At 45.0% G+C, this 19,635-nt stretch carries 22 protein-coding genes; 1 reads left to right on the top strand and 21 read right to left on the bottom strand.

Annotated features, from left to right (window positions below):
- Nucleotides 1–16 precede the first annotated feature (16 nt).
- From E5S68_RS10775 to hemW, 15 genes are all read right to left on the bottom strand, one after another.
- On the bottom strand, nucleotides 17–1,339 hold the full coding sequence (locus E5S68_RS10775; RefSeq protein WP_135782160.1) for a DUF6574 domain-containing protein: 1,323 nt from the start codon (nucleotides 1,337–1,339) through the stop codon (nucleotides 17–19).
- 106 nt (nucleotides 1,340–1,445) lie between these two features.
- Complete coding sequence (locus E5S68_RS02130) at nucleotides 1,446–1,727, bottom strand: rhodanese-like domain-containing protein (protein WP_135782159.1); 282 nt, start codon at nucleotides 1,725–1,727, stop codon at nucleotides 1,446–1,448.
- Between the two features lie 21 nt (nucleotides 1,728–1,748).
- The gene (locus E5S68_RS02125; protein WP_135782158.1) at nucleotides 1,749–2,240 is read right to left on the bottom strand and encodes a prolyl-tRNA synthetase associated domain-containing protein; all 492 of its coding nucleotides are present in this window, start codon (nucleotides 2,238–2,240) and stop codon (nucleotides 1,749–1,751) included.
- 32 nt (nucleotides 2,241–2,272) lie between these two features.
- Nucleotides 2,273–2,866 (bottom strand): uracil-DNA glycosylase family protein, encoded by a 594-nt coding sequence (locus E5S68_RS02120; RefSeq protein ID WP_135782157.1) that lies wholly within the window; start codon nucleotides 2,864–2,866, stop codon nucleotides 2,273–2,275.
- A 52-nt stretch (nucleotides 2,867–2,918) separates the two neighbouring features.
- Nucleotides 2,919–4,325 carry a dipeptidase PepV gene (gene pepV, locus E5S68_RS02115; protein WP_135782156.1) on the bottom strand — a complete coding sequence of 469 codons (1,407 nt, stop codon included), beginning with the start codon at nucleotides 4,323–4,325 and terminating at the stop codon, nucleotides 2,919–2,921.
- A gap of 135 nt (nucleotides 4,326–4,460) precedes the next feature.
- Nucleotides 4,461–5,066 (bottom strand): nitroreductase family protein, encoded by a 606-nt coding sequence (locus E5S68_RS02110; protein WP_135782155.1) that lies wholly within the window; start codon nucleotides 5,064–5,066, stop codon nucleotides 4,461–4,463.
- 148 nt (nucleotides 5,067–5,214) lie between these two features.
- On the bottom strand, nucleotides 5,215–6,057 hold the full coding sequence (locus E5S68_RS02100) for a metallophosphoesterase family protein (protein WP_135782153.1): 843 nt from the start codon (nucleotides 6,055–6,057) through the stop codon (nucleotides 5,215–5,217).
- Between the two features lie 95 nt (nucleotides 6,058–6,152).
- Nucleotides 6,153–7,985 carry an excinuclease ABC subunit UvrC gene (uvrC, locus tag E5S68_RS02095; protein WP_135782152.1) on the bottom strand — a complete coding sequence of 611 codons (1,833 nt, stop codon included), beginning with the start codon at nucleotides 7,983–7,985 and terminating at the stop codon, nucleotides 6,153–6,155.
- 606 nt (nucleotides 7,986–8,591) lie between these two features.
- The gene (locus E5S68_RS02085) at nucleotides 8,592–9,032 is read right to left on the bottom strand and encodes a hypothetical protein (protein WP_234697736.1); all 441 of its coding nucleotides are present in this window, start codon (nucleotides 9,030–9,032) and stop codon (nucleotides 8,592–8,594) included.
- 246 nt (nucleotides 9,033–9,278) lie between these two features.
- Nucleotides 9,279–10,238 (bottom strand): CPBP family intramembrane glutamic endopeptidase, encoded by a 960-nt coding sequence (locus E5S68_RS02080; protein WP_135782151.1) that lies wholly within the window; start codon nucleotides 10,236–10,238, stop codon nucleotides 9,279–9,281.
- 12 nt (nucleotides 10,239–10,250) lie between these two features.
- The gene (locus E5S68_RS02075) at nucleotides 10,251–10,880 is read right to left on the bottom strand and encodes a TIGR01906 family membrane protein (RefSeq protein ID WP_135782150.1); all 630 of its coding nucleotides are present in this window, start codon (nucleotides 10,878–10,880) and stop codon (nucleotides 10,251–10,253) included.
- A complete protein-coding gene (locus E5S68_RS02070; protein WP_135782149.1) occupies nucleotides 10,873–11,643 on the bottom strand; it encodes a TIGR01457 family HAD-type hydrolase in 771 nt (256 codons plus the stop codon). Before E5S68_RS02070 ends, E5S68_RS02075 begins: the two co-directional genes overlap by 8 nt.
- Nucleotides 11,633–12,337, bottom strand: a complete 705-nt coding sequence (locus E5S68_RS02065) for a hypothetical protein (RefSeq protein ID WP_200773504.1) — start codon at nucleotides 12,335–12,337, stop codon at nucleotides 11,633–11,635. The genes E5S68_RS02070 and E5S68_RS02065 overlap by 11 nt, the downstream gene beginning before the upstream one ends.
- Nucleotides 12,319–13,077 (bottom strand): acyl-ACP thioesterase domain-containing protein, encoded by a 759-nt coding sequence (locus E5S68_RS02060; RefSeq protein ID WP_135782148.1) that lies wholly within the window; start codon nucleotides 13,075–13,077, stop codon nucleotides 12,319–12,321. Before E5S68_RS02060 ends, E5S68_RS02065 begins: the two co-directional genes overlap by 19 nt.
- Nucleotides 13,078–13,080: 3 nt before the next feature.
- A complete protein-coding gene (gene hemW, locus E5S68_RS02055) occupies nucleotides 13,081–14,211 on the bottom strand; it encodes a radical SAM family heme chaperone HemW (RefSeq protein WP_135782147.1) in 1,131 nt (376 codons plus the stop codon).
- Between the two features lie 318 nt (nucleotides 14,212–14,529).
- Here hemW and E5S68_RS02050 point away from each other — a divergent pair, with 318 nt between their 5' ends.
- Complete coding sequence (locus E5S68_RS02050; protein WP_135782146.1) at nucleotides 14,530–16,053, top strand: ATP-binding cassette domain-containing protein; 1,524 nt, start codon at nucleotides 14,530–14,532, stop codon at nucleotides 16,051–16,053.
- Nucleotides 16,054–16,086: 33 nt separating this feature from the next.
- On the opposite strand, the gene E5S68_RS02045 is transcribed toward E5S68_RS02050, so the two are convergent.
- The 6 genes from E5S68_RS02045 to E5S68_RS02015 form a co-directional block, all read right to left on the bottom strand.
- Nucleotides 16,087–16,200 carry a hypothetical protein gene (locus tag E5S68_RS02045; RefSeq protein ID WP_411292320.1) on the bottom strand — a complete coding sequence of 38 codons (114 nt, stop codon included), beginning with the start codon at nucleotides 16,198–16,200 and terminating at the stop codon, nucleotides 16,087–16,089.
- 283 nt (nucleotides 16,201–16,483) lie between these two features.
- Nucleotides 16,484–17,374 (bottom strand): RluA family pseudouridine synthase, encoded by an 891-nt coding sequence (locus E5S68_RS02035; RefSeq protein WP_135782145.1) that lies wholly within the window; start codon nucleotides 17,372–17,374, stop codon nucleotides 16,484–16,486.
- Nucleotides 17,364–17,825, bottom strand: a complete 462-nt coding sequence (lspA, locus tag E5S68_RS02030; RefSeq protein WP_135782144.1) for a signal peptidase II — start codon at nucleotides 17,823–17,825, stop codon at nucleotides 17,364–17,366. The genes E5S68_RS02035 and lspA overlap by 11 nt, the downstream gene beginning before the upstream one ends.
- 3 nt (nucleotides 17,826–17,828) lie before the next feature.
- Complete coding sequence (locus E5S68_RS02025) at nucleotides 17,829–18,731, bottom strand: LysR family transcriptional regulator (RefSeq protein WP_135782143.1); 903 nt, start codon at nucleotides 18,729–18,731, stop codon at nucleotides 17,829–17,831.
- Between the two features lie 242 nt (nucleotides 18,732–18,973).
- A complete protein-coding gene (gene rpmA, locus E5S68_RS02020; RefSeq protein ID WP_003002805.1) occupies nucleotides 18,974–19,267 on the bottom strand; it encodes a 50S ribosomal protein L27 in 294 nt (97 codons plus the stop codon).
- 17 nt (nucleotides 19,268–19,284) lie between these two features.
- Nucleotides 19,285–19,629 carry a ribosomal-processing cysteine protease Prp gene (locus E5S68_RS02015; RefSeq protein WP_006596492.1) on the bottom strand — a complete coding sequence of 115 codons (345 nt, stop codon included), beginning with the start codon at nucleotides 19,627–19,629 and terminating at the stop codon, nucleotides 19,285–19,287.
- Between the last annotated feature and the right edge of the window lie 6 nt (nucleotides 19,630–19,635).

The following is a 19,635-nucleotide window of genomic DNA, read 5'->3' as shown; positions in this document are numbered from 1 at the left end:
ACTTCTATCCTCTCACTTAGATTGGTAAGTAGAAGATAGAGATTTGAGACAAGAGATAGCGATCAATGATGATCACCAAGATTAAGATGGCTAGATACACAGTGAAGGATGCAAGGAGCAAGAAGAACTTGTCCATTTTTAACTTGGTTTTGTTTAACCCTTCATACGTGATGTAAGAAGTTCCTGCACCAAATAATGCAATCAGGAGGAAGATGAAAAAGCTAAAGCCATCATAGAATCGGATAAGAGTCATAAGTAAGACCAAAAGAGATCCTGGCAAGGCATAAATGGATAAGCGAGCAAACAAATCAAAGGATTGTTTATAGCCAAACTCCTGATCTTGCAAGACCACACGACGAACGAAGAAGCCTCCAAATTGGAAAGCATACAAGGTCAAATAGACGGCAATCATAATGAGGAAGAAACTGCTGAACCCTACTTCACCAAAAGTCACCGTGTTGGCAACTAAGAAGACTGATATAGTCAGCAAGAGAGCCGTTAGAGCATAGTGCAACAAGCCGTTTAAGATATTCACCGGTTGCTTAGCAGTTGGACGAATCAAAGCTGACACAAACCATGACCAGAAACCTCCTATCGTTTGGTTAAACGCATTTGGTTGAACCGATTGACTATAGTAAGGTTGTCCCGCTGGCGCTTGGCCTTGGTAGCCTACTTGCTCAAATCCTTGACCAGGTGTCACTTGACCAAATCCTGGTTGAGGTTGTTGTTGAGGAGCTTGTTGGAAGTTCCCACCTTGGACAGGTGTCCCAAACTGTTGACCCACTGTGTTGACTGAAGCAGAGCCAAATTGAGGAGCTGCTTGTGTCGGCGCTTGACCTACTGGTGCTTCTGGAGCTGGAGTAAATCCTGGCGCTTGACCTACTGGTGCCTCTGGAGCTGGAGTAAATCCTGGCGCCGGAGCTACTGGTGCCTCTGGAGCTGGAGTAAATCCTGACGCCGGAGCTACTGCTTCCTCTGGAGCTGGAGTAAATCCTGGCGCCGGAGCTACTGGTGCCTCTGGAGCTGGAGTAAATCCTGGCGCCGGAGCTACTGGTGCCTCTGGAGCTGGGGCTACTGATGGTGCTTCTGCTTCCGGCCATACTGGAATCGTGCCTAACTGTGAGGCCACCTCATCAGGAGATGCTGGGGCTCCCACAAAGTTTGGAGTCACTTGATCCGGAGCCACTGGGGCTGCCACAAAGTTTGGAGCTGCTGGAGCAGGCTGGCCCACCCACTCGTCTTGAAATTCACCAGTAGCTAAAGCTTGAGCAACCTCTGCTTCTGTAGCCGGTCGTCCATTTACAGCTTGGAATTGATTAAGCCAATCTTGTTTCTTCATATACTGTCTCCTTAAAATAGATATACCCGTCCATTATATAAAAATTTTAGGGCTTTTTCAATGGCCATTCGATTCACCAATGACTAGACATGGAAGATGCCCCCTCTTATTCAAGAGCATCCATGCCCCCTTGGACGTTGGTTACATCATAGCCCGCTTCTTCCAAAAATTGACAAGCTCTTCCTGAACGGCCACCCGACTTACAGATGACATAATAGGCTTGATCTTTATCTAGCTCAGTATAGCGATCTAGCAATTCAGACAGAGGAAGCAAAAGCACTCCATCCAAATGGACGGCATCGTATTCGGCCTGTTCACGGACATCAACAACTTGGATTTCTCCTGCTTGGTATTTTTCTAAAAACTCATTAAATGGAATTTCTTTCATCATTTCTCCTTTTTAATGCCACTATGGCAAGGTTAGTATTTCATAATTAAAATCAATAGATTCTAAAAAGCGGAATAGGTCTTGGGTTTTGATAAAGATCGTCTTTTCATTCGTGTTAGGATGGAAGGTCATGATTTCCTCTGACACAATGTCCTGATCAAAATAGACGAGAATATCCTTTTCTTCATTGTTTAACAAGCCAAAAGGAGATACTGTCCCAGCTGGTAATTGCATTTTTTCTGCCAGAGATTCAGTTGAAGCCATACGGATCCGATTGGCTCCTACTTGGTCTTTGAAATCCTCCATATCCAAGGGTTTCTGGTCATCCATGATAAGCAGATAGTACTGGGTTTTCTTTTTGTTTGTCAAAAACATGGATTTGGTCCGGACCCCTTCTAGACCTTCAATATAGGAATCGGCCTGCTCAGTGGTTAATGCCGGTGGGTGTTCCACCACATCAAAATTAATACCGAGTTGGTCTAATCTGTCTTTGACTTTTTGATATGCATCCATAGAATACCTCCTCCTGTAAATATCACTAATTATTATGTGTTAAACTCTGCTATAATCTGCTGGACCCGATCCTGGAGAGCGGGCACCACTTCTGCTTTAAACCAGGGATTCTTGGCCATCCAGATCTGATTGCGAGGCGAAGGGTGGACCAGAGGGAAATAGTCGGGCAGGTAGTCCTTGTATCGGCGCACCCGCTCGGTCACCTTGCCACTGACCTTCTCATGGAGATAGTAGGCTTGAGCGTACTGGCCGATCAAGAGAGTCAACTCAATATCCGGACACTCCTTAAGGAGCAGAGGGTGCCACTTTTCCGCAAAACCCTTGCGAGGTGGCAGATCTCCTGATTTGCCATGCCCTGGGAAATAAAAGTCCATGGGAATGACCGCAAATAGACCCGAATGGTAAAAGGTCTCTTCATCGACTCCCAACCATTCCCTTAAGCGGTCCCCACTCTTGTCCTTCCAATAGAGGCCCGCTTCTTGTGTTTTCAGTCCAGGTGCCTGTCCGATGATATTGATCCGAGCAGTCTTTGGTGCCGCAAACAAGGGCTCAATCCCTTTATCCGTATAGTCTTTGTTTTGTGGATCGGCCATGATGGCCTCTTTGATCCGCTCCAGTTGCTCCATTTCTCCTCCTCTAAGCAAAAACTCAGCCAGCAAGTACCGACTGAGTAGCGTCTTATTTGATGAGTTCGTAGATGGCTTCTGCGTAGATTGCAGCTGCACGGTAGAGATCTTCTACATCCGCAAATTCATTGGCTTGGTGCATCGTGTTCACATAGTCTGGGAACATGGCACCGAAGGCAACCCCACGTTTTAATAGACGACCAAAGGTTCCGCCACCGATTACTTGCTCATGACCTTTCAGTCCGGTTTGTTTTTCATAGACACGCAAAAGCGTTGAGACCAATTCATCTTCCATAGGAACATAGTGAGGTGTGTGGCCGTGGGCAGACAAACTGACGGACGCCACTCCTTCTACTTTTTCAAGACCAGCTTTGATGGTTTCTGGATCTGTTCCTTTAGGGTAACGAATGTTCAAGGCAATGGTGTTATCTGAGCTGTTTTCGTCGAAGTTGAAGACACCCGCATTCATGCTGAGAGCCCCCATCTTTTCATCCGTATGGGCAATGCCAAGCTTCTCACCAGCAAAGTCTTCATGAAGAAGAGAAGCTGACACCTGCAAGTAAGCTTTGGCATCTCCACCAAAGTCAAATTGGTTCAAGAAAAGAGCCAAGTAGGTCGCTCCATTGATTCCAGCTTCTGGAGTAGATCCGTGGGCAGATTTCCCGATAATAGTGATCTTGAATTTGCCGTCATCTTCTGTTGCAACTTCATAACGAAGTTGGTGTTCATTGGCAAAGGCCTCCAAAAGACTAGCTAGATCAGGTAATTGACCAGAAACGACTGCAGTCGCTGACTCAGGCACCATGTTTTCACGAAGGCCACCGGTAAAGCTATGAAGATGCGCTTGACCTGTGTTTTGACCACCGAAATGGAGATACTCGGTAATGTTTCCTTTTTCCCCGTTGATGATTGGGAATTCGGCATCTGGAGAGAAACCAAAGTCTGGATCAGGAAGACCGACATGTTTGAAATAGTAGTCCATATCGCCCCAACCAGACTCTTCATCTGTACCTACCACAAAGCGCACGCGCTTAGATACAGGTAATCCCAGATCCTTAATAATCTTCAAACCGTAGTAACAAGCTACTGTAGGCCCTTTATCATCTGATGAACCACGTGCATAGAGCTTGCCATCGATAATCTCAGGTTTATAAGGGTCTGTATCCCAGCCACTACCAGCAGGCACCACGTCCATGTGAGCAAAGATCCCAAGCTCTTCTTCCCCTTGTCCAAAGGTGAAGTGTCCAGCATAGTTGTCCACATTGGTTGTCTCGTAGCCATCACGCTCAGCAATTTCCAAGAATTTTTCAAGAGCTTTGACGGGTCCAGGTCCATATGGGTGAGTCGCATCCGCCTGGCTATCATCTCGTTCTGAGTTGATTTCCAAGAGGCTGAAAAGGTCAGCCATCATTTCTTCGCGGCGTTTTTCTACTTCTGCTTTAAAGTCAATTGTTGTCATGCATTCCTCCGTTATTTCGATTTAAATTGAATACTCCAGAATCGCCATCGGCGACTGTCTATCAGCCTACCAAAGAATTCTAGAAAACCGGACTTGTATCGTAGAGACGAGAACATCCGGTTCTTTCTGTTGTTATTAGCGTTTTTCAATGATTTCGTCTACTGGCAAGCGGTAGCTAGGTTCTACCTTCTCAGCAGCGTAACCGACCGTAATCAACAACTCTGGACGATAGCGCTTATCAATTTCTAAGACTTCATTGACTTTTGATTTGTCAAAGCCAAGGATGATGTTCGAGCCGATCCCTTGGTCAGTCAAGGCCAATACCAAGTTCATCGCGACCAACCCAGCATTTAATGCCAAGTAATCGCTGATCTGTTGCTCATTGTAGCGAGCATATTCGGCAGGAAGGTTTTGCATAAAGTATTGCAACTTTTCGTCTGTGAAGTTCTTGACCCCACCAACACGCGCAATCTTCCGAGCCCGACGTTGCAAATCGGTATCCGTAAAGAGAGCAATGGTCACAGGTGCTTCCATGACTTGGTCATAGTTCCCACCATAGGCTACTTTTGCCAATTCTGCATTTTTCTGACGAACGACCACGAATTTCCATGGTTGGCTATTGTGCGCACTTGGTGCCAAGGTCGCAATTTCAATAGCTGTCCGCACATCTTTTGGATCGACTGGTTGGTCTGTGAAATGCTTGATCGCATGACGTTTTTTGTTGAGTTCTAGGAATTTCATAGTCAACTTCCTTTTCTAATTCTATTACCTCTATTTTAACACAAAATGAAAGAGCTTGCAGAGTTTTACAGCCGGAGATTGTGAAAAAAGAAGCGAACATTTTGAAAATCCGCTTCTTTCTTATGGTTTGAATACACAAGAGATATACCTATGATTCATCGGAAAGATCAAAATAGGCAGCTACTTCTTTGGCATAGCCGTATTTCTCAATTAAGCTAGTTAGCAACTCATTGTTATGACCTCGATAGTTATCCTCGCGTCTCAATTCTTCGTACATCTCAATGAAAGGAAGGCCCTTGTCCTTGGCATCTTGGAGCTCTGCTTCATAGTCATAGGCTACCTTGCGAAATTGCAGGTTGGTCACCCCATCTTCTTCAACATCAATCAGCGCATACTGGGCCCTGTGATTTTGGAGCCGCTCCCAGTCAAAATAAGGCATACCAATAGTACCTGGATTGAGAATCTGCTGGCCCTGATTGCCGTAGCGAAGCAACTGCTTGTGGACATGCCCGTAGATGGCCATATCCGTCTGATCATCCAGCAATTGGTCAAAGTTCTCCGTCGCATTTGCTGGACGCAAGTCTCCACCATAATTCTTTTCTGGTAAGTTGTGGGTCAGGGAAAAGCGAATGCCATTGACCTCCTTCTTCTCTACCAATGGAAGGGAGCGAAGCCAATCGATCCGCTTAGGATCTAGTCCTTCCATGAGGTACTGAGTAAGACGGAGAAGCTGGATCTCCTGCGGATCCTCAAGACCGTACTCGCCATCCAAAGTCTCTAGGACACAATCGTCCCAATTTCCACGAACAGCCGCTGTGATAGGAATCGCATCCAGCAAGTCAAAAAGGTCCTCTCTTCCAGGCCCCGGTAGCAAAATGTCCCCTAAAAGCCAGTATTCCGTCGCGCCTAGAGCACGCGCATCCGCAATCACTGCCTCCAGAGCTGTCGTATCTCCGTGGATATCAGATAAAATAGCGATTCGATGGTTCATAACTACTCCTTTATGGATTGAAAAATCTGTGTGCATTTAGTATAACAAAAATGAGTACAAAAAGTAAAAACCATCCATGAAAATGGATGGTGCAATTACTCAAATCCTTGGGAGGACTCCGCCACTTCCATCAAGGGACTTGCTTCTTCCTGCTTTCCTTGATGAAGCTTTTCTTGCACTGCCTCTGCCACTGCTCGTGGGATGCCGACCGTGACGATCTCATCCACAGTAGCTTCTTTGATCTTGGTCAGTGATTTGAAGTGTTTCATCAGCAACTGCTTGCGTTTTGGTCCTAAGCCTTCTATGCCGTCCAACTGGGAGGAGAAGGAATTCTTGGACCTTAGCTGGCGGTGGAAGGTGATAGCGAAACGGTGAACTTCATCCTGGATCCGCTGGAGAAGGAAAAATTCCTGCGAGGTGCGCGAAAGTTCAATGACTTGGAGAGGATCACCAAAGAGCAATTCATGAGTCTGGTGCTTGTCATTCTTTTGCAGACCTGCAATAGGAATATCCAGCCCCAACTCTTCTTGGATGACTTGCTTGGCAATATTGACTTGCCCCTGCCCCCCATCGATAACGATCAGATCTGGTGGCGTTAGGCCATCCCGCATGACCCGGCTGTAGCGTCTGCGAATGACTTCCCGCATGCTAGCATAGTCATCTGGCCCCACGACGGTCTTGATCTTGTACTTGCGGTAGTCCTTTTTGCTTGGCTTCCCATTGACAAAGACCACCATAGCAGAGACCGGACTGGTCCCCATGATGTTGGAGTTATCAAAAGACTCAATGCGCACAGGAGTTGGAATTTGCAAGAGTTTTCCAAGATTTTCAATAGCACCTTGGGTCTTTTCCATCGATTTTTCAAGGAGATTGAACTTCTGCTCCAGACTGACCCGCGCATTCTTGATGGCCAGATTGACCAACTGCTTCTTCTCCCCTCGCTGGGGCTTGAGGACCTTGGTATCCACTAGGGCTTTGACCGCTTCCTCATCGATATCTTGAGGGATCAGGATTTCATTGGGGATCAGGTGAGATTTCTCCTGGTAAAACTGACCCACATAGGTCAAGAAATCCTCGTCCGGATCATTGTAGTAAGGGAAGAGATTGACATCCCGCTCGATCAGCTTGCCCTGACGGACAAAGAAGACCTGCACGCACATCCAGCCCTTGTCCACATAATAGCCAAAGACATCCCGGTTCTGCAAATCCTTGGCCATAACCCGCTGTTTGGTCCGCAGGGTCCCGATGGCCTGGATCAGATCCCGGTATTCGGCCGCCCGCTCGAATTCCATGTTTTGCGCAGCCGTAGTCATCTTGAGCTTGAGCTCATCGATAATCTTGTCATCCTGTCCTTTAAGGAAATCAGAAACCTCCTGAGCCATGCCCTTGAAATAGGCCTTGTCCTTGTGGCAGACCGTGTGGGCCATACATTGCCCTAGATGGTAGTAAAAGCAGACCTTGGAAGGCGGATTGGTACACTTGCGGAAAGGAAAAATCCGATCCAAAAGTCGCTTGATCTCATTGGCTGCCCCAACATCCGGATAGGGACCGAAATAGAGACCGCCATCCTTTTTGACCTGGCGCGTGATGATGAGACGCGGATAGCGTTCATTGGTAATCTTGATGAAGGGATAGGACTTATCGTCCTTGAGCATGATATTGTACTTGGGCTTGTTCTCCTTGATGAGGTTGATCTCAAGAAGCAAGGCCTCAATATTAGACTCGGTAACGATAAACTCAAAATCCACAATCTCAGATACCAACGCTTCTGTCTTGGTATCGTGGCTCCCTCTGAAATAGGACCGCACCCGATTGCGAAGATTTTTGGCCTTCCCCACATAGATAATGGTTCCGTTCTTGTCTTTGTGAATGTAACAGCCCGGACTCGTCGGTAGAAGCTCGAGCTTGGATTTGATCAAGTTATTCATACTCTCTATTATAGCAAAAAAGAGGGACCTAGCACTTGGCCAACCTCTCTATAATCTATTAAATTGATTAATTATTTAACGAAAATAACATCTGAAAAATGACCAATCCAAAAAGAAATTGTTTTCTTCATTTTCCTTATAAAATCTTATTATATTACGTTCACTTTAATACTGTCAAAATAAAGTAGAGGTGGATAATTAGCTCTACCTCTTACTATAAAAACTCAAAGCTATATTGAAACAATAGGCAATGATTATTGAGTAAAATATTAGCTTTAAAAAAAGGGGACATGTTAATTTATTGCTAAAATAAGCTATTGAGGTCAGGATTAGAAGAGAGAGACAAAATAATAATAGTTTAATTTTAAGGCCACGCATTTATGCTTCTCCTTTCTAACCTAAACGAACTATTTTTGCTTTCATTATAGCATAAAACGTAATGGAAAGTTCAAAAATATCATTGCGATATTTTTTCGTCCACTGCTCTATATCAACATTTTTAATAGCGGTATTTATATCAAAGATAGTATCAATATTTATAACTTCATTAATCAGTTGGAAAGGGATAGATAATTGATTGATCTTGATGGGGCATATCTTCTTCTCCTACAGTTGCTCACCTTTTACTTCCTCAAACCATTTTTCAAATTCTAGTCGTGGAAGCAACTCTTCATCCTTGTCATAACGCCCTTCATAGCTATAGCGACTATCAAGACTGTTTTTTTGTGCATCATAAATCAACCACATTTCAGTTGGATGTTCGCGGTCATATTCTTGGCACAGCTTGACCATTCTTTCTATATCTTGTGCACCAATTCTTAATAGACTAAACTGAATTTCATCCGAACTATCTATTCTATTAGGTAGGTAATCCGAAATCTCATCTCTATCTAGATAATGATTATTAGTTTTAAAAAATACATCAAATCTATAAAAATCATCAGCAACGCAATAAATAAATATTTTTTCTGCTTGATTTTGGACATATTCCATTGCTAGCGAAATCATATCAACCTGGATTTCCATAAATTTATCTTCAAAATTCATTATATCCTTCACCCTTATCTTTCATCTCATATTGTGCCATTGTTCAAAAATAAAATCATTTCTATCACTGATATAGTCGCCTTAATTGTAAGTCAACTTTTGTAAAAAAACTAGCAAGTTCGCATTCCATTCCATAATTTTATCCTCAAGTAAGCTAACCTTGTATGTTATTTACAGAGATTCTATATTATTATTACTCTCTCTATTATAGTAAAAAAGAGAGACCTAAACGATCCCTCTTTGATATTAATAGCCTCTTAGGTAAGGAAGTAAGGACATAAGAGTTGTTCCAAGGACCACTACCCAGAACCAGAAAGAATACATGCTTCTTTGGAAGACGCCTGGTGCTGGTCGATTTTCTTGAATGTAGTGCAAAATCTCTTTTCGTTTCACTATCAAAACGACTGTAAAGGCAATGGTTCCTCCTACAAAGACTAGAACCTGTATGAAGTCGGATAAGTTTTCGTTGACATGGGTTCCTAGGTAATGGAGCCCTTGCGACAAGACTAGGTTGTTAAAAATATGAAAGAAGATTGCCCACCAGAAAGAATACTCAAAGGTCAAATAACCAAATCCTAAACCAATGATGATCGCGAAGAACAACTGATCCAAGTTAGCATGGAAGAGTCCAAAGATGATAGCTGTCATCAGAATGGCAAAAACCTTGCCAAACTTTTCCAAAGCCCTTAATCCTGCTCCTCGAAAAACTAGCTCTTCTGTAATGGGTCCAAGGAGGGTCGCATAAAGTAAAAGACTCCACGACTGACTGAGTTGCTCTGACATGTCTTCTTGAGGATTGTAGAAGCCCAAGGTCCCAAGCATCTGATTCAAGATTTGCCCGATGGTGGCAGAGACCAACTGTGCAAATCCAAGAAAGACAATGAATACCATGAAAGTCTTCCAAGTCATCTTGCGTCCCTTTTGTCTCACATCTCCTTTAAAGAGGGCTCCTTTTCGATACAAGGCAAAGAGGATTACCCCTATGAGGACCGCAATGATATAGGACATCCCATCCTTAGAAATACTTTCTGTAAGCTGTTGCTGCATCTCCAGAGGATCCCCTTTATAACGTCCTACGATAAAGCTACTGATAACAAAGGACCAAAGGAAGGAAACACCCGTCATGATCGCGAGGTAAAGGACGATCATGGCAGAAAAGGCTCCCAAATCCTTTTTAGGATCTAAAAATCGATTGTATTGCTTCATATACTCACTCCGCTAATCTACTGTTTTTGTTTTCTGACTCCAGCCGTAGCACCATCCAAAAGCCCCTTCATAGAGAACAAAGAAAATCAGAAAGGCATGTAGGAAATAGTCCTCAGGAAGGACTAGAATAATCGGATCCCGATAGGGATCAAAGAGCCAGGTAGCATCTCCGACAAAGAGGACTTGGTGAAAGAGGGTAAAGAATTGATCAAAGCCAATATAGAGGGTCACTCCTCCTATGACGATAGGCAAGAGAACCATCCAGCCAAATAAGCGGCGATAGAGGCCTGCATAGCCCTTACGCATCACTGTTCGAATAAATCGTATAGCCACTGGCAATAAGACCAGGAACAGGGCCTGGGTCAGGTGAAAGAGGTACTTGACTGCTTGAAAATGATGCAGACCATCTGGAGAGGATGGGAAATCTGGCATCTCCAGCTTCCAAGTAAAAGGACTGGTCAAATACTGCATGAGGATCTGAAAGTTTTTCTGGATGACTGCAGGGGTCAAACCGGTCCGATTCTGAATTCGTAACCAGCTGATCTCCATGGGATAGATCATCCAGGCTACTAGAATGGTCCCCAAAATCACCGTTGCTAAGAGCCAGAGCACAAAGCCCGTTACTTTTAACCGATCACGCATCGAAATCCCACTCCGCTAAGCTAGATAGGACATGCGTTGGTGGCAAGGGCAGGTCTGGCACTTCTTCTGGCTTGGTAAATCCAGTCGTCACCAGCAAAGTAGGAATACCATTGTCGATTCCTGCCCGGATGTCGGTCAGGTAATTATCCCCTACCATGACCACTTCTCCGCGCTCTAGTCCCAGGTGAGCGATGGCCTTATCCATGATGATGGCATTGGGCTTACCGATAAAAGTTGGCTTCACGCGCGTTGCCGCTTCGATAAGAGCATTTAGAGCTCCTGCCCCTGGCATCATTCCCCGCTCTGTCGGGATATTGAGGTCTGGATTGGTCCCGATGAAATGGGCTCCCTTTTGAATAGCCAAGGTCGCGATAGAGAATTTCTCATAGTCCACTTCCCAGTCGAGACCCACCACAACATAGGCTGGATTCACCGTATCTTCGACGAAGCCTGCTTCAGCAATGGCGTGTTTCAAGCCCACATCTCCAATGACATAGGCGGTTTTCCCAAGATTCATATCCACCATATAATCAATGGTTGCAAGCGTCGCTGTATAGATAGTATCCAGTGGCGTTTCGATGTTGAACTGGCCTGCCAGCATTTCTTGGATCATTTCCGGCGTCCGGGTAGTATTGTTGGTCACAAAGAGATAGGGGATCTGACGCTCTTGCAATTGGTGGACAAAGGCTTCCCCAGCTGGGATCCGCTCCTTGCCCTTGTAGATGGTTCCGTCTAAGTCAATTAAATAACCCTTATAAGTCATGGGATTCTTGGTCTCCTTTTTCACTTGCTTCCTCTGCTACTTTCTCCCGATCTTGAAACTGGCCTCCTGCTCCATACAGAAGCAAACAAGCCCCATATAAGGCAAATTGAAGGACCAGACCGAAGAAATTAATACTTGCTTTTCCAGCCTGAGTAAAGAGGAAGGAGGAAATCATCAAAATCACGATGGTCACCATTAAGCCACCAATCTTAGCCTGATCAATGGTAATAGTATAGACGCCGGTTTCTTTTTTCTCATTGCTTTCTTTCTCGGCCTGGATAGGCTTCATGGTCTCAATGAAGTCTGTCATTAAGGTCGCTGCGAGGCTGACAGTCGTACTGAAGAGGACACCTTGGGAGAGCTTGTCAAAGAAGTTACTCCAGAAGCTACCCGATTGGATGGTGATACTCAAAGAAAAAACGACAACAGGCAGGATAAAGGCCAAAATCAAATGAATCCAGACACGATACCAGCGGACATCTTCCTTGAGAAAACGAAGAAAGGCTTCAAAACTCAGACGATAGCGGATAAAACGAACCGCTTCCTCAATAAAGATATAAAAGGCTGCGACTAAGGTTAAGAAGCCATCCCCCAATACATAGAGGGGATTTTTCTTACGACGAGCATAGGCAACAACCCGGCGTTGAACCTCCATCAAGTCTTCTTTTTTCTGTTTTAATCTTCGCTTTTCCATAATGTTTCCTTATCTATTTCTTCCCAAGTGATGAGGGCTTGTGCGTGGATTTGGCCTTCCGACGAGATGAGATGATTGCTAACCATTCCTTCTCGCTCGACGCTAGAGGTGATCATGCCCCCAGGCAAGACCTCCTTGACATACTTGAGATGGACCCGTTTGGGGATATGCTGGCTTAGGAAATCCGCTCCCATCACTTCAAAAACCCAGTCTAGGTACTTGCTGTTGTTGACATGTCCGTTCATGTCTAAATCATAGAAACGCACATGGTAGTCCTGCTCCATAGCTCCATTCAGTTCTGGATAGCGTGGACCACGGCGGATCTTCTTCTCAAATGGGGAGTCATATGGGGCAGTGACTTCCTCCGGTACGGATTGGACCTTACGACTGTCCCGATCCATCAAGACAAAAGTCGCCACCATTTCTACGATGGCTTGACCCTTCTGATCTCTAACGACAAAGGAACGGTAGCAAAAGAGACGGTTGTGGGCCAGGGCCTGGGTCTCAATGGTAATCTGTTCATCAAAGACTGGTAGGCGGTGGACCCTGATGTCATAGTCAGTGATGATCCACACCAGATTGCGCTGTTCGAGCAGGTCCCTGTCACTGACACCCAGCTCCATCGACTGCATGCCTGACACCTGCAAGGACAAGAGGATGAGCTGTGGCATCTTGATAAAGCCATTCACATCGCTCATATCAAAGGGAACTTTCATGTCATACTGATAAATTTTAGCCATCGTTTACTCCAATATAAATTTCTCTGCTACGGTATCTCCAAGGAACAAGCCTCTCTTGGTCATCCGAACTTGCTTGTCATCTGGAACCAGAAGTCCCTGCTCCGTCAGACTGGCCACCACTTGTCCATAGCGTTGGTCAAAGGAGACACCAAATTTTTCTTCAAATCGTGCCTTAGACACACCTGCCTTTTTCCGTAGACCGAGGAACAACTCCTCTTCCATCTTCTCTTCCAGTGTCAGGTGCTCCTCTGTTATCCGAGCCTTACCTGCCTCAACAGCCTCCAGATAATGCCGGATAGGCCCGTGATTCTTGTAGCGAATCCCATCGACATAGCCAGAAGCTCCTGCTCCTAGACCATAGTATTCTGCATTATCCCAATAGACCAGATTGTGCCGACTTTCGAAGCCAGGCTTAGAGAAATTAGAAATCTCATAATGCTCAAAGCCTGCTTTTTCCAGCTCCTCAATGATGTACTCGAACATCTCTGCTTCCAGCTCCTCTTTGGGCAAAGGAAGCTTGCCTCGTCTCATGCGATTCATAAAGACCGTGTGGTTCTCTAGAATCAAGCTGTAAAGACTCATGTGGGGAATGTCCAAGTCGATGGCCTTGGCGACATTTTCCTTGACCTGGTCCATGGTCTGACCCGGCAGGGCATAGATCAAATCGATGGAAATATTGTCAAATCCTGCCTGCTTAAGGTGGCGAATATTGTCATAGATATCCTGCTCCTGGTGACTCCGTCCGATCTTTTTCAGCATCTTGTTATCAAAGGTTTGGACCCCCAGAGAGACCCGATTGACCTGAGACTCCTTGAGGACTGCGATCTTATCCGGATCCAGATCTCCTGGATTGGCCTCGATGGTAAACTCTTCTACCTCCGATAGGTCCATGACCTTGGGCAATTCTGTCAAGAGATAGGCCAGTTGTTGAGCAGATAGGGCTGTCGGTGTCCCTCCACCAATGTAGAGAGTCCGAAGTTTGCCAATCTCATAGGATCGAGTCTCCTGGATTAAGTGTTCCAGATAGGCATCGACCGGTTGATTCTTGATAAAAACCTTCGAAAAGTCACAATAATAACAAATCTGGGTACAAAATGGAATATGCACATAGGCAGAAGACGGTTTAGCTTGCATAACCTTTATTATACCATATTTCCGACCAAAGCCCGAGCAGAAAAAAGAGGGGGAGACAAGGATTTCCTTGACAAGAAGGAATGAAAGGAATAGAATAAAGCTAATCACATTCGGAGGTAAGGAGATATGAACAACTAAGTTTCGTTAAATAAGATACTTTATTTAGTGGACTGCTTGTTCTATCTCTTTTTGTGTACCCTCTCGCCTAATTTCCAACCTTTTGTTGGCTAAATAAGGTCTTTTTCTGCTTGGGTTTCACTTGAATACAGCTCTACTAAATAGGTAGAGCTGTTTTTTGTCCCAGTAGAAAGGAATCTTATGCTAAAACTATCCCACCTCACTATTCGACATACAAAAGATTTACGAGATCTGGTTCGAGATCTTTCCCTGACCATTCATGAAGGAGAAAAAGTTGCTATTATTGGCGAAGAAGGGAATGGAAAATCTTCCTTACTTCAGGTCCTTATGTCCCCAAAATCTCTACCAGATTATCTGACCATAGAAGGAGAAATCACCACTAATTTTCACTCCTATGCCTATATTCCCCAAACTTTACCGGAAGCTTTGAAGGGAAAAACCTTGGAAGAATATTTTTTTGGAGAGGACGAGCTAGACTATGCCACCCTCTACAGACTAGCAGATCAATTGCATTTTAATAGCGAGCGCTTTGCAAGCGATCAAACTATCGGAAGTCTATCTGGAGGAGAAGCCCTCAAGGTCCAACTGCTTCACGAGCTTTGTTGTCCTCATGAATTGCTATTTTTAGATGAACCTTCAAATGATCTGGATTTGGAGACCTTAGACTGGCTCCAGCAGATGATCCAAACGAGCCCCCAAACCATAATATTTATTTCCCATCATGAGGATTTTTTGACTCAGACGGCGGATACGATCATACACCTCAGACAGATCAAACACCGCAAGGAGGCTGAAACCATCGTAGAGCACCTAGGCTATCAAGACTACAGTAGCCAGAGGGAACAACAATTTAAGCAACAGTCTCAGCAAGCGGCCAACGATCAACGATCCTACCAAAAAACTATGGAGAAGCACCGTCGTGTCCGTCAGCAAGTCGAAACCTCCTTACGAAACACCAAAGATAGCACTGCTGGACGTCTCCTGGCAAAGAAAATGAAGTCCCTCCTCTCACAAGAAAAGCGCTACGAGCGAGAATTCCAATCCATGACTTCCCAACCCTATGATGAGGAAATCATCAATCTGCATTTCCCTTCCCTCACTCCCTTGTCTCCTCAAAAACGTGTACTTCTCTTAGATCAGGAAGAGCTCGCAATTGGTGATCGTGTCTTAGTCAAGAACCTCTCCCTCACACTTCAAGGGCAGGATAAGATAGGGATTATCGGTTCCAACGGTGTTGGGAAATCCACTTTCCTAAAAATGATCTGGGAGATTTTACAGAATAATGAGAGTATCCGCACTGCCTATATGCCTCAAGATTACACTGAACGTCTCCCTCTGACTCAGACACCCGTTCAATTTCTACAGCATTCAGGTGATCGCGAAGAAATTAACACTATTCAATTGCATTTAGCCTCCCTCAACTTTACTTATTCTGAAATGCACCATCCTATCTCTGAACTTTCTGGTGGCCAGCAAGGAAAACTCTTCCTCCTTCAATTAGTACTCACAAGTCCCCAGTTTCTGCTCTTGGACGAGCCTACTCGTAATTTTTCCCCCACTTCCCAACCAGAAATTCGTCGCCTATTCGCAGACTACCCAGGCGGACTGGTTACAGTGTCCCACGATCGGACCTTCCTCAAAGAAGTCTGCAAAAAGATCTATCGTCTGACTGAAAATGGTTTGGTAGAAATTGAGGCTCTCTAACGTAAAAAAGATTGGCAAAAACCAATCTTTTTTCTAGTTCTTCGCTGCCTCTTGTCCCATTTCTTGGGTGCGTTTGTAGGCTGCTTCCACACCTACAATAATGTCGCCCCGTAAACCGACTTGTTCTAAGCGGTTGACTCCTGCGATGGTAGAGCCACCTGGACTACAAACCGCATCCCTTAATAGGACTGGGTGATTGCCTTGACCTTGCTCCGAGATAGGCTTCCATCTTGATTGGTCAGGGAAGAGGTCCCTACTTTAAACACAATTCGCTTATTCTTCATCCATTCATTCTCCAGAGTAATCGATTGTAACATTATACCATGAAAGCCTTAAAAAATACTAAGAGCGGACCAGGGGAAACCCCCATTTACCCACAAAAAAACGAGTTTCTACCACAAGAGGTAAACTCGTTTTGATAATGATATGTTTATCCTTGACGAAGCTGTTCCAAGGTTTTTTGGAAAATCTCCGGAACCTCCACTGAAAACTCCATGACCTCTCCCGTCCGAGGATGGGTAAAGCCCAGTGTCTTGGCATGGAGGAATTGCCCATGGCCTTTCAAAGTCCTGCGAGGTCCATAGACTTCATCACCAGCGACCGGATGGCCAATATAGGCCATGTGAACCCGGATTTGGTGGGTCCGTCCTGTCTCCAATTGCAACTCGACCAAGCTATAATCTCCAAAGCGTTCCAAGACATGAAAGCGAGTCAGAGCTGGTTTCCCTTTGGCTGTCACAGCCTGCTTCTTGCGATCCTTGTCACTTCGCCCAATCGGCGCCTCAATGACACCCCGATCGTTGGGTAGATTGCCATGGACAATGGCCCAGTACTTGCGCAGAGATTTCTGAGCCTTGAGCTCATCTGCAAGTGCTACATGAGCCGCATCGTTCTTAGCCACCATGAGGAGACCAGAGGTATCCTTGTCAATCCGATGGACAATCCCCGGACGAAGCTCGCCATTGATCCCTGACAAGTCTTTGATGTGATACATGAGGGCATTGACCAGAGTTCCACTGGTGTGGCCCGCACTAGGATGGACCACCATGCCCTGGGGCTTGTTGACCACTGCGACATCCACATCCTGATAGACAATCTCTAAGGGAATATCTTCTGCCTCGTAGATCACTTCTTCAACTTGAGGGACTTCATAGCTGATGACATCCCCTTCTTTTACGGTATACTTGGCCTTTTTGACTTGACCGTTGACGAGGATCTTCCCTTCCTTGATCTGCTCATTGGCCAAGCCACGTGAGAGTTCAGTCAACTCTGAGACAGCCTTATCCAGTCGCGCTCCAGCGACTTCTACTCTAACTTCCATGGCTCTCCTCTCTTAAAATATAGATCAATAACAAGCCAACACCGACGGTTAAATAAATATCTGCTACATTAAAAATGGCAAAATTCATAAAATCCAAGTGAAACATATCGACGACAAAGCCCTGACGAACCCGGTCAATAAAGTTGCCGATTCCCCCTGAGATAATCAGGGTCAAGCCCAACAAGAGCCAGAGTGAACCCTTGATGTGACGATAAAGGTAGACAAAGGCTGCCCCCATCGCTAGGATGGTAATAATGGTAAAGAACCACTGTTGGTTTTCCAATATGGAGAAGGCTGCACCTGAGTTTTTTAGATAGGTCAGACTGACTACTTTGGGAATGAATGAACGCATGCCTCCCAGTGGGATTTCCTTGACCACATACCATTTAACAGCTTGGTCCAAGGCAATTAGGAGGAGGATACTGATAAAAATACTTACTTTTCTCTTCATGTCCTACCTCTTCTCATCAAAGTAGGCTTCCATAACTTGGACAAACTTCTCAGCCACTGGTGAAAGATCCACCTCTTCCCGCTTGACATAGACCATTTTATTATCCAGATCATCGATCAAGGGGATAACCGTAATACCATTCACCGACTGACTATCCAAGAAACCAGAACCGGTCGCATAGGCGTCGGTCCGCTCTAGGATCCCATTCAAGGTCGCTCGGTCTGTCACATTGAAGAGTTGGGAACTGCTACTAGTATCGACGAAGTTCTCCGAATAGTAGAGATACTCATCCTTTTCCTGGGTAAAGCGAACAGTCGGCAAGTGCGCCAAGTCTTCCATCACTAAGGATTCCTTCTTAGCTAATGGATGACCCTTGCGCAAATAGATATGCGTCTGGAAAGGAATCAGGTCAATGACTTCCAAGCCTAATTTATCCACCCGTTGCATGATCCCTTTGGTATTTTGCTTATTGAGGTAGATAATCCCGAGTTCACTATGACCCTGGGCCACTTCATCCAGGATTTGAACCGTGGTCGACTCAAAAATCCGGAAGTTTTTATTATCAGGGTAAAGGACAGAGAATTGGGTAATCAACGGAGGAAGGAAATCATAGTGCTGACTCGAGATCGAGAATTCCTTCTTTTCTTCCTCAGGATTGGCATACTGGTTTTGAAAAACATCAAAGCCCTTGACCAATTCTTGGGCCTTTTCATAAAATTCCATCCCCCGGCGGGTCAAGAAAGTGCCTGAACTAGTCCGACGGAAAATCTTAAAGCCCAGTTCCTTTTCCAAGTCTCTCACAGAGATGGACAGACTCGGCTGACTAACGTACATTTTTTCAGCTGCTTCACGAAAAGTACCACTATTGGCAATCGCGACAACATAGCGTAATTGTTGAATATTCATGTCTTCTTCCTTCTAACAATATCACTCCATTATACCATAATCTAGAGGATGAAAAAAGTTGGGGGCTTCAATCGAAAGAGAGCATAAAAAAAACTCTCTGATTAATCAGAGAGTTTTATAATCTGTTACCTCAGCTTTATAATTCAAGGCTCGTGATAAAAAGGTATCACTGTGGGTATCAAAATAAAAAAATAGGTTTTCCGAATCAATCAGAAAACCTTATTTTATGCTATTAAAAGCGATTATTTTGCGATTGGGTAAACAGAAACTTGTTTCTTATCGCGACCTTTGCGTTCGAAGCGTACTACGCCTTCAACTTTAGCGAACAAAGTATCGTCTCCACCACGTCCAACGTTCACACCTGGGTAGATGTGAGTACCGCGTTGACGGTAAAGGATAGATCCACCTGTTACAGTTTGTCCATCAGCTGCTTTAGCTCCAAGACGTTTAGCTTGTGAATCACGTCCGTTTGATGTAGAACCTCCACCTTTTTTGTGGGCGAAAAGTTGCAAGTTAGCAAGATTCAATTTCAACATAATTGTTTTCCTCCATGTTAGTTTTCTGTGATAACTCTTGTTTGGACGAACTCCGATGAGTTCTCCGATAAGTTTGCCATCCCTAAGAAAAATGATTCAAAGAATAGTTGGGTCATTTCTCTTTGATGAGGTGGAATGTCTGTCGGGATTGTTACCCGCATGAAGCCACCCTCTTCTTCGTTTAATTCTAGTTCCGGTTCATAGCCTGCAAATTTCTCAACTGAGTTGACAAAGTTAATGGCAAGCGTAGAAACCGATGCACACACGACATCTAAGCCGTATTCGCCACTTTCGGCGTGACCAGTAATTTCTGCACTCCTCAGCTCGCCATCTTCGGCTCGTTCAAAGACTGCTTGTATCATGTGTTC

The sequence above is a fragment of the Streptococcus rubneri genome (genome assembly GCF_004785935.1).
GTDB lineage: Bacteria > Bacillota > Bacilli > Lactobacillales > Streptococcaceae > Streptococcus > Streptococcus rubneri.
This window is presented reverse-complemented; position numbering and strand designations above follow the sequence as displayed.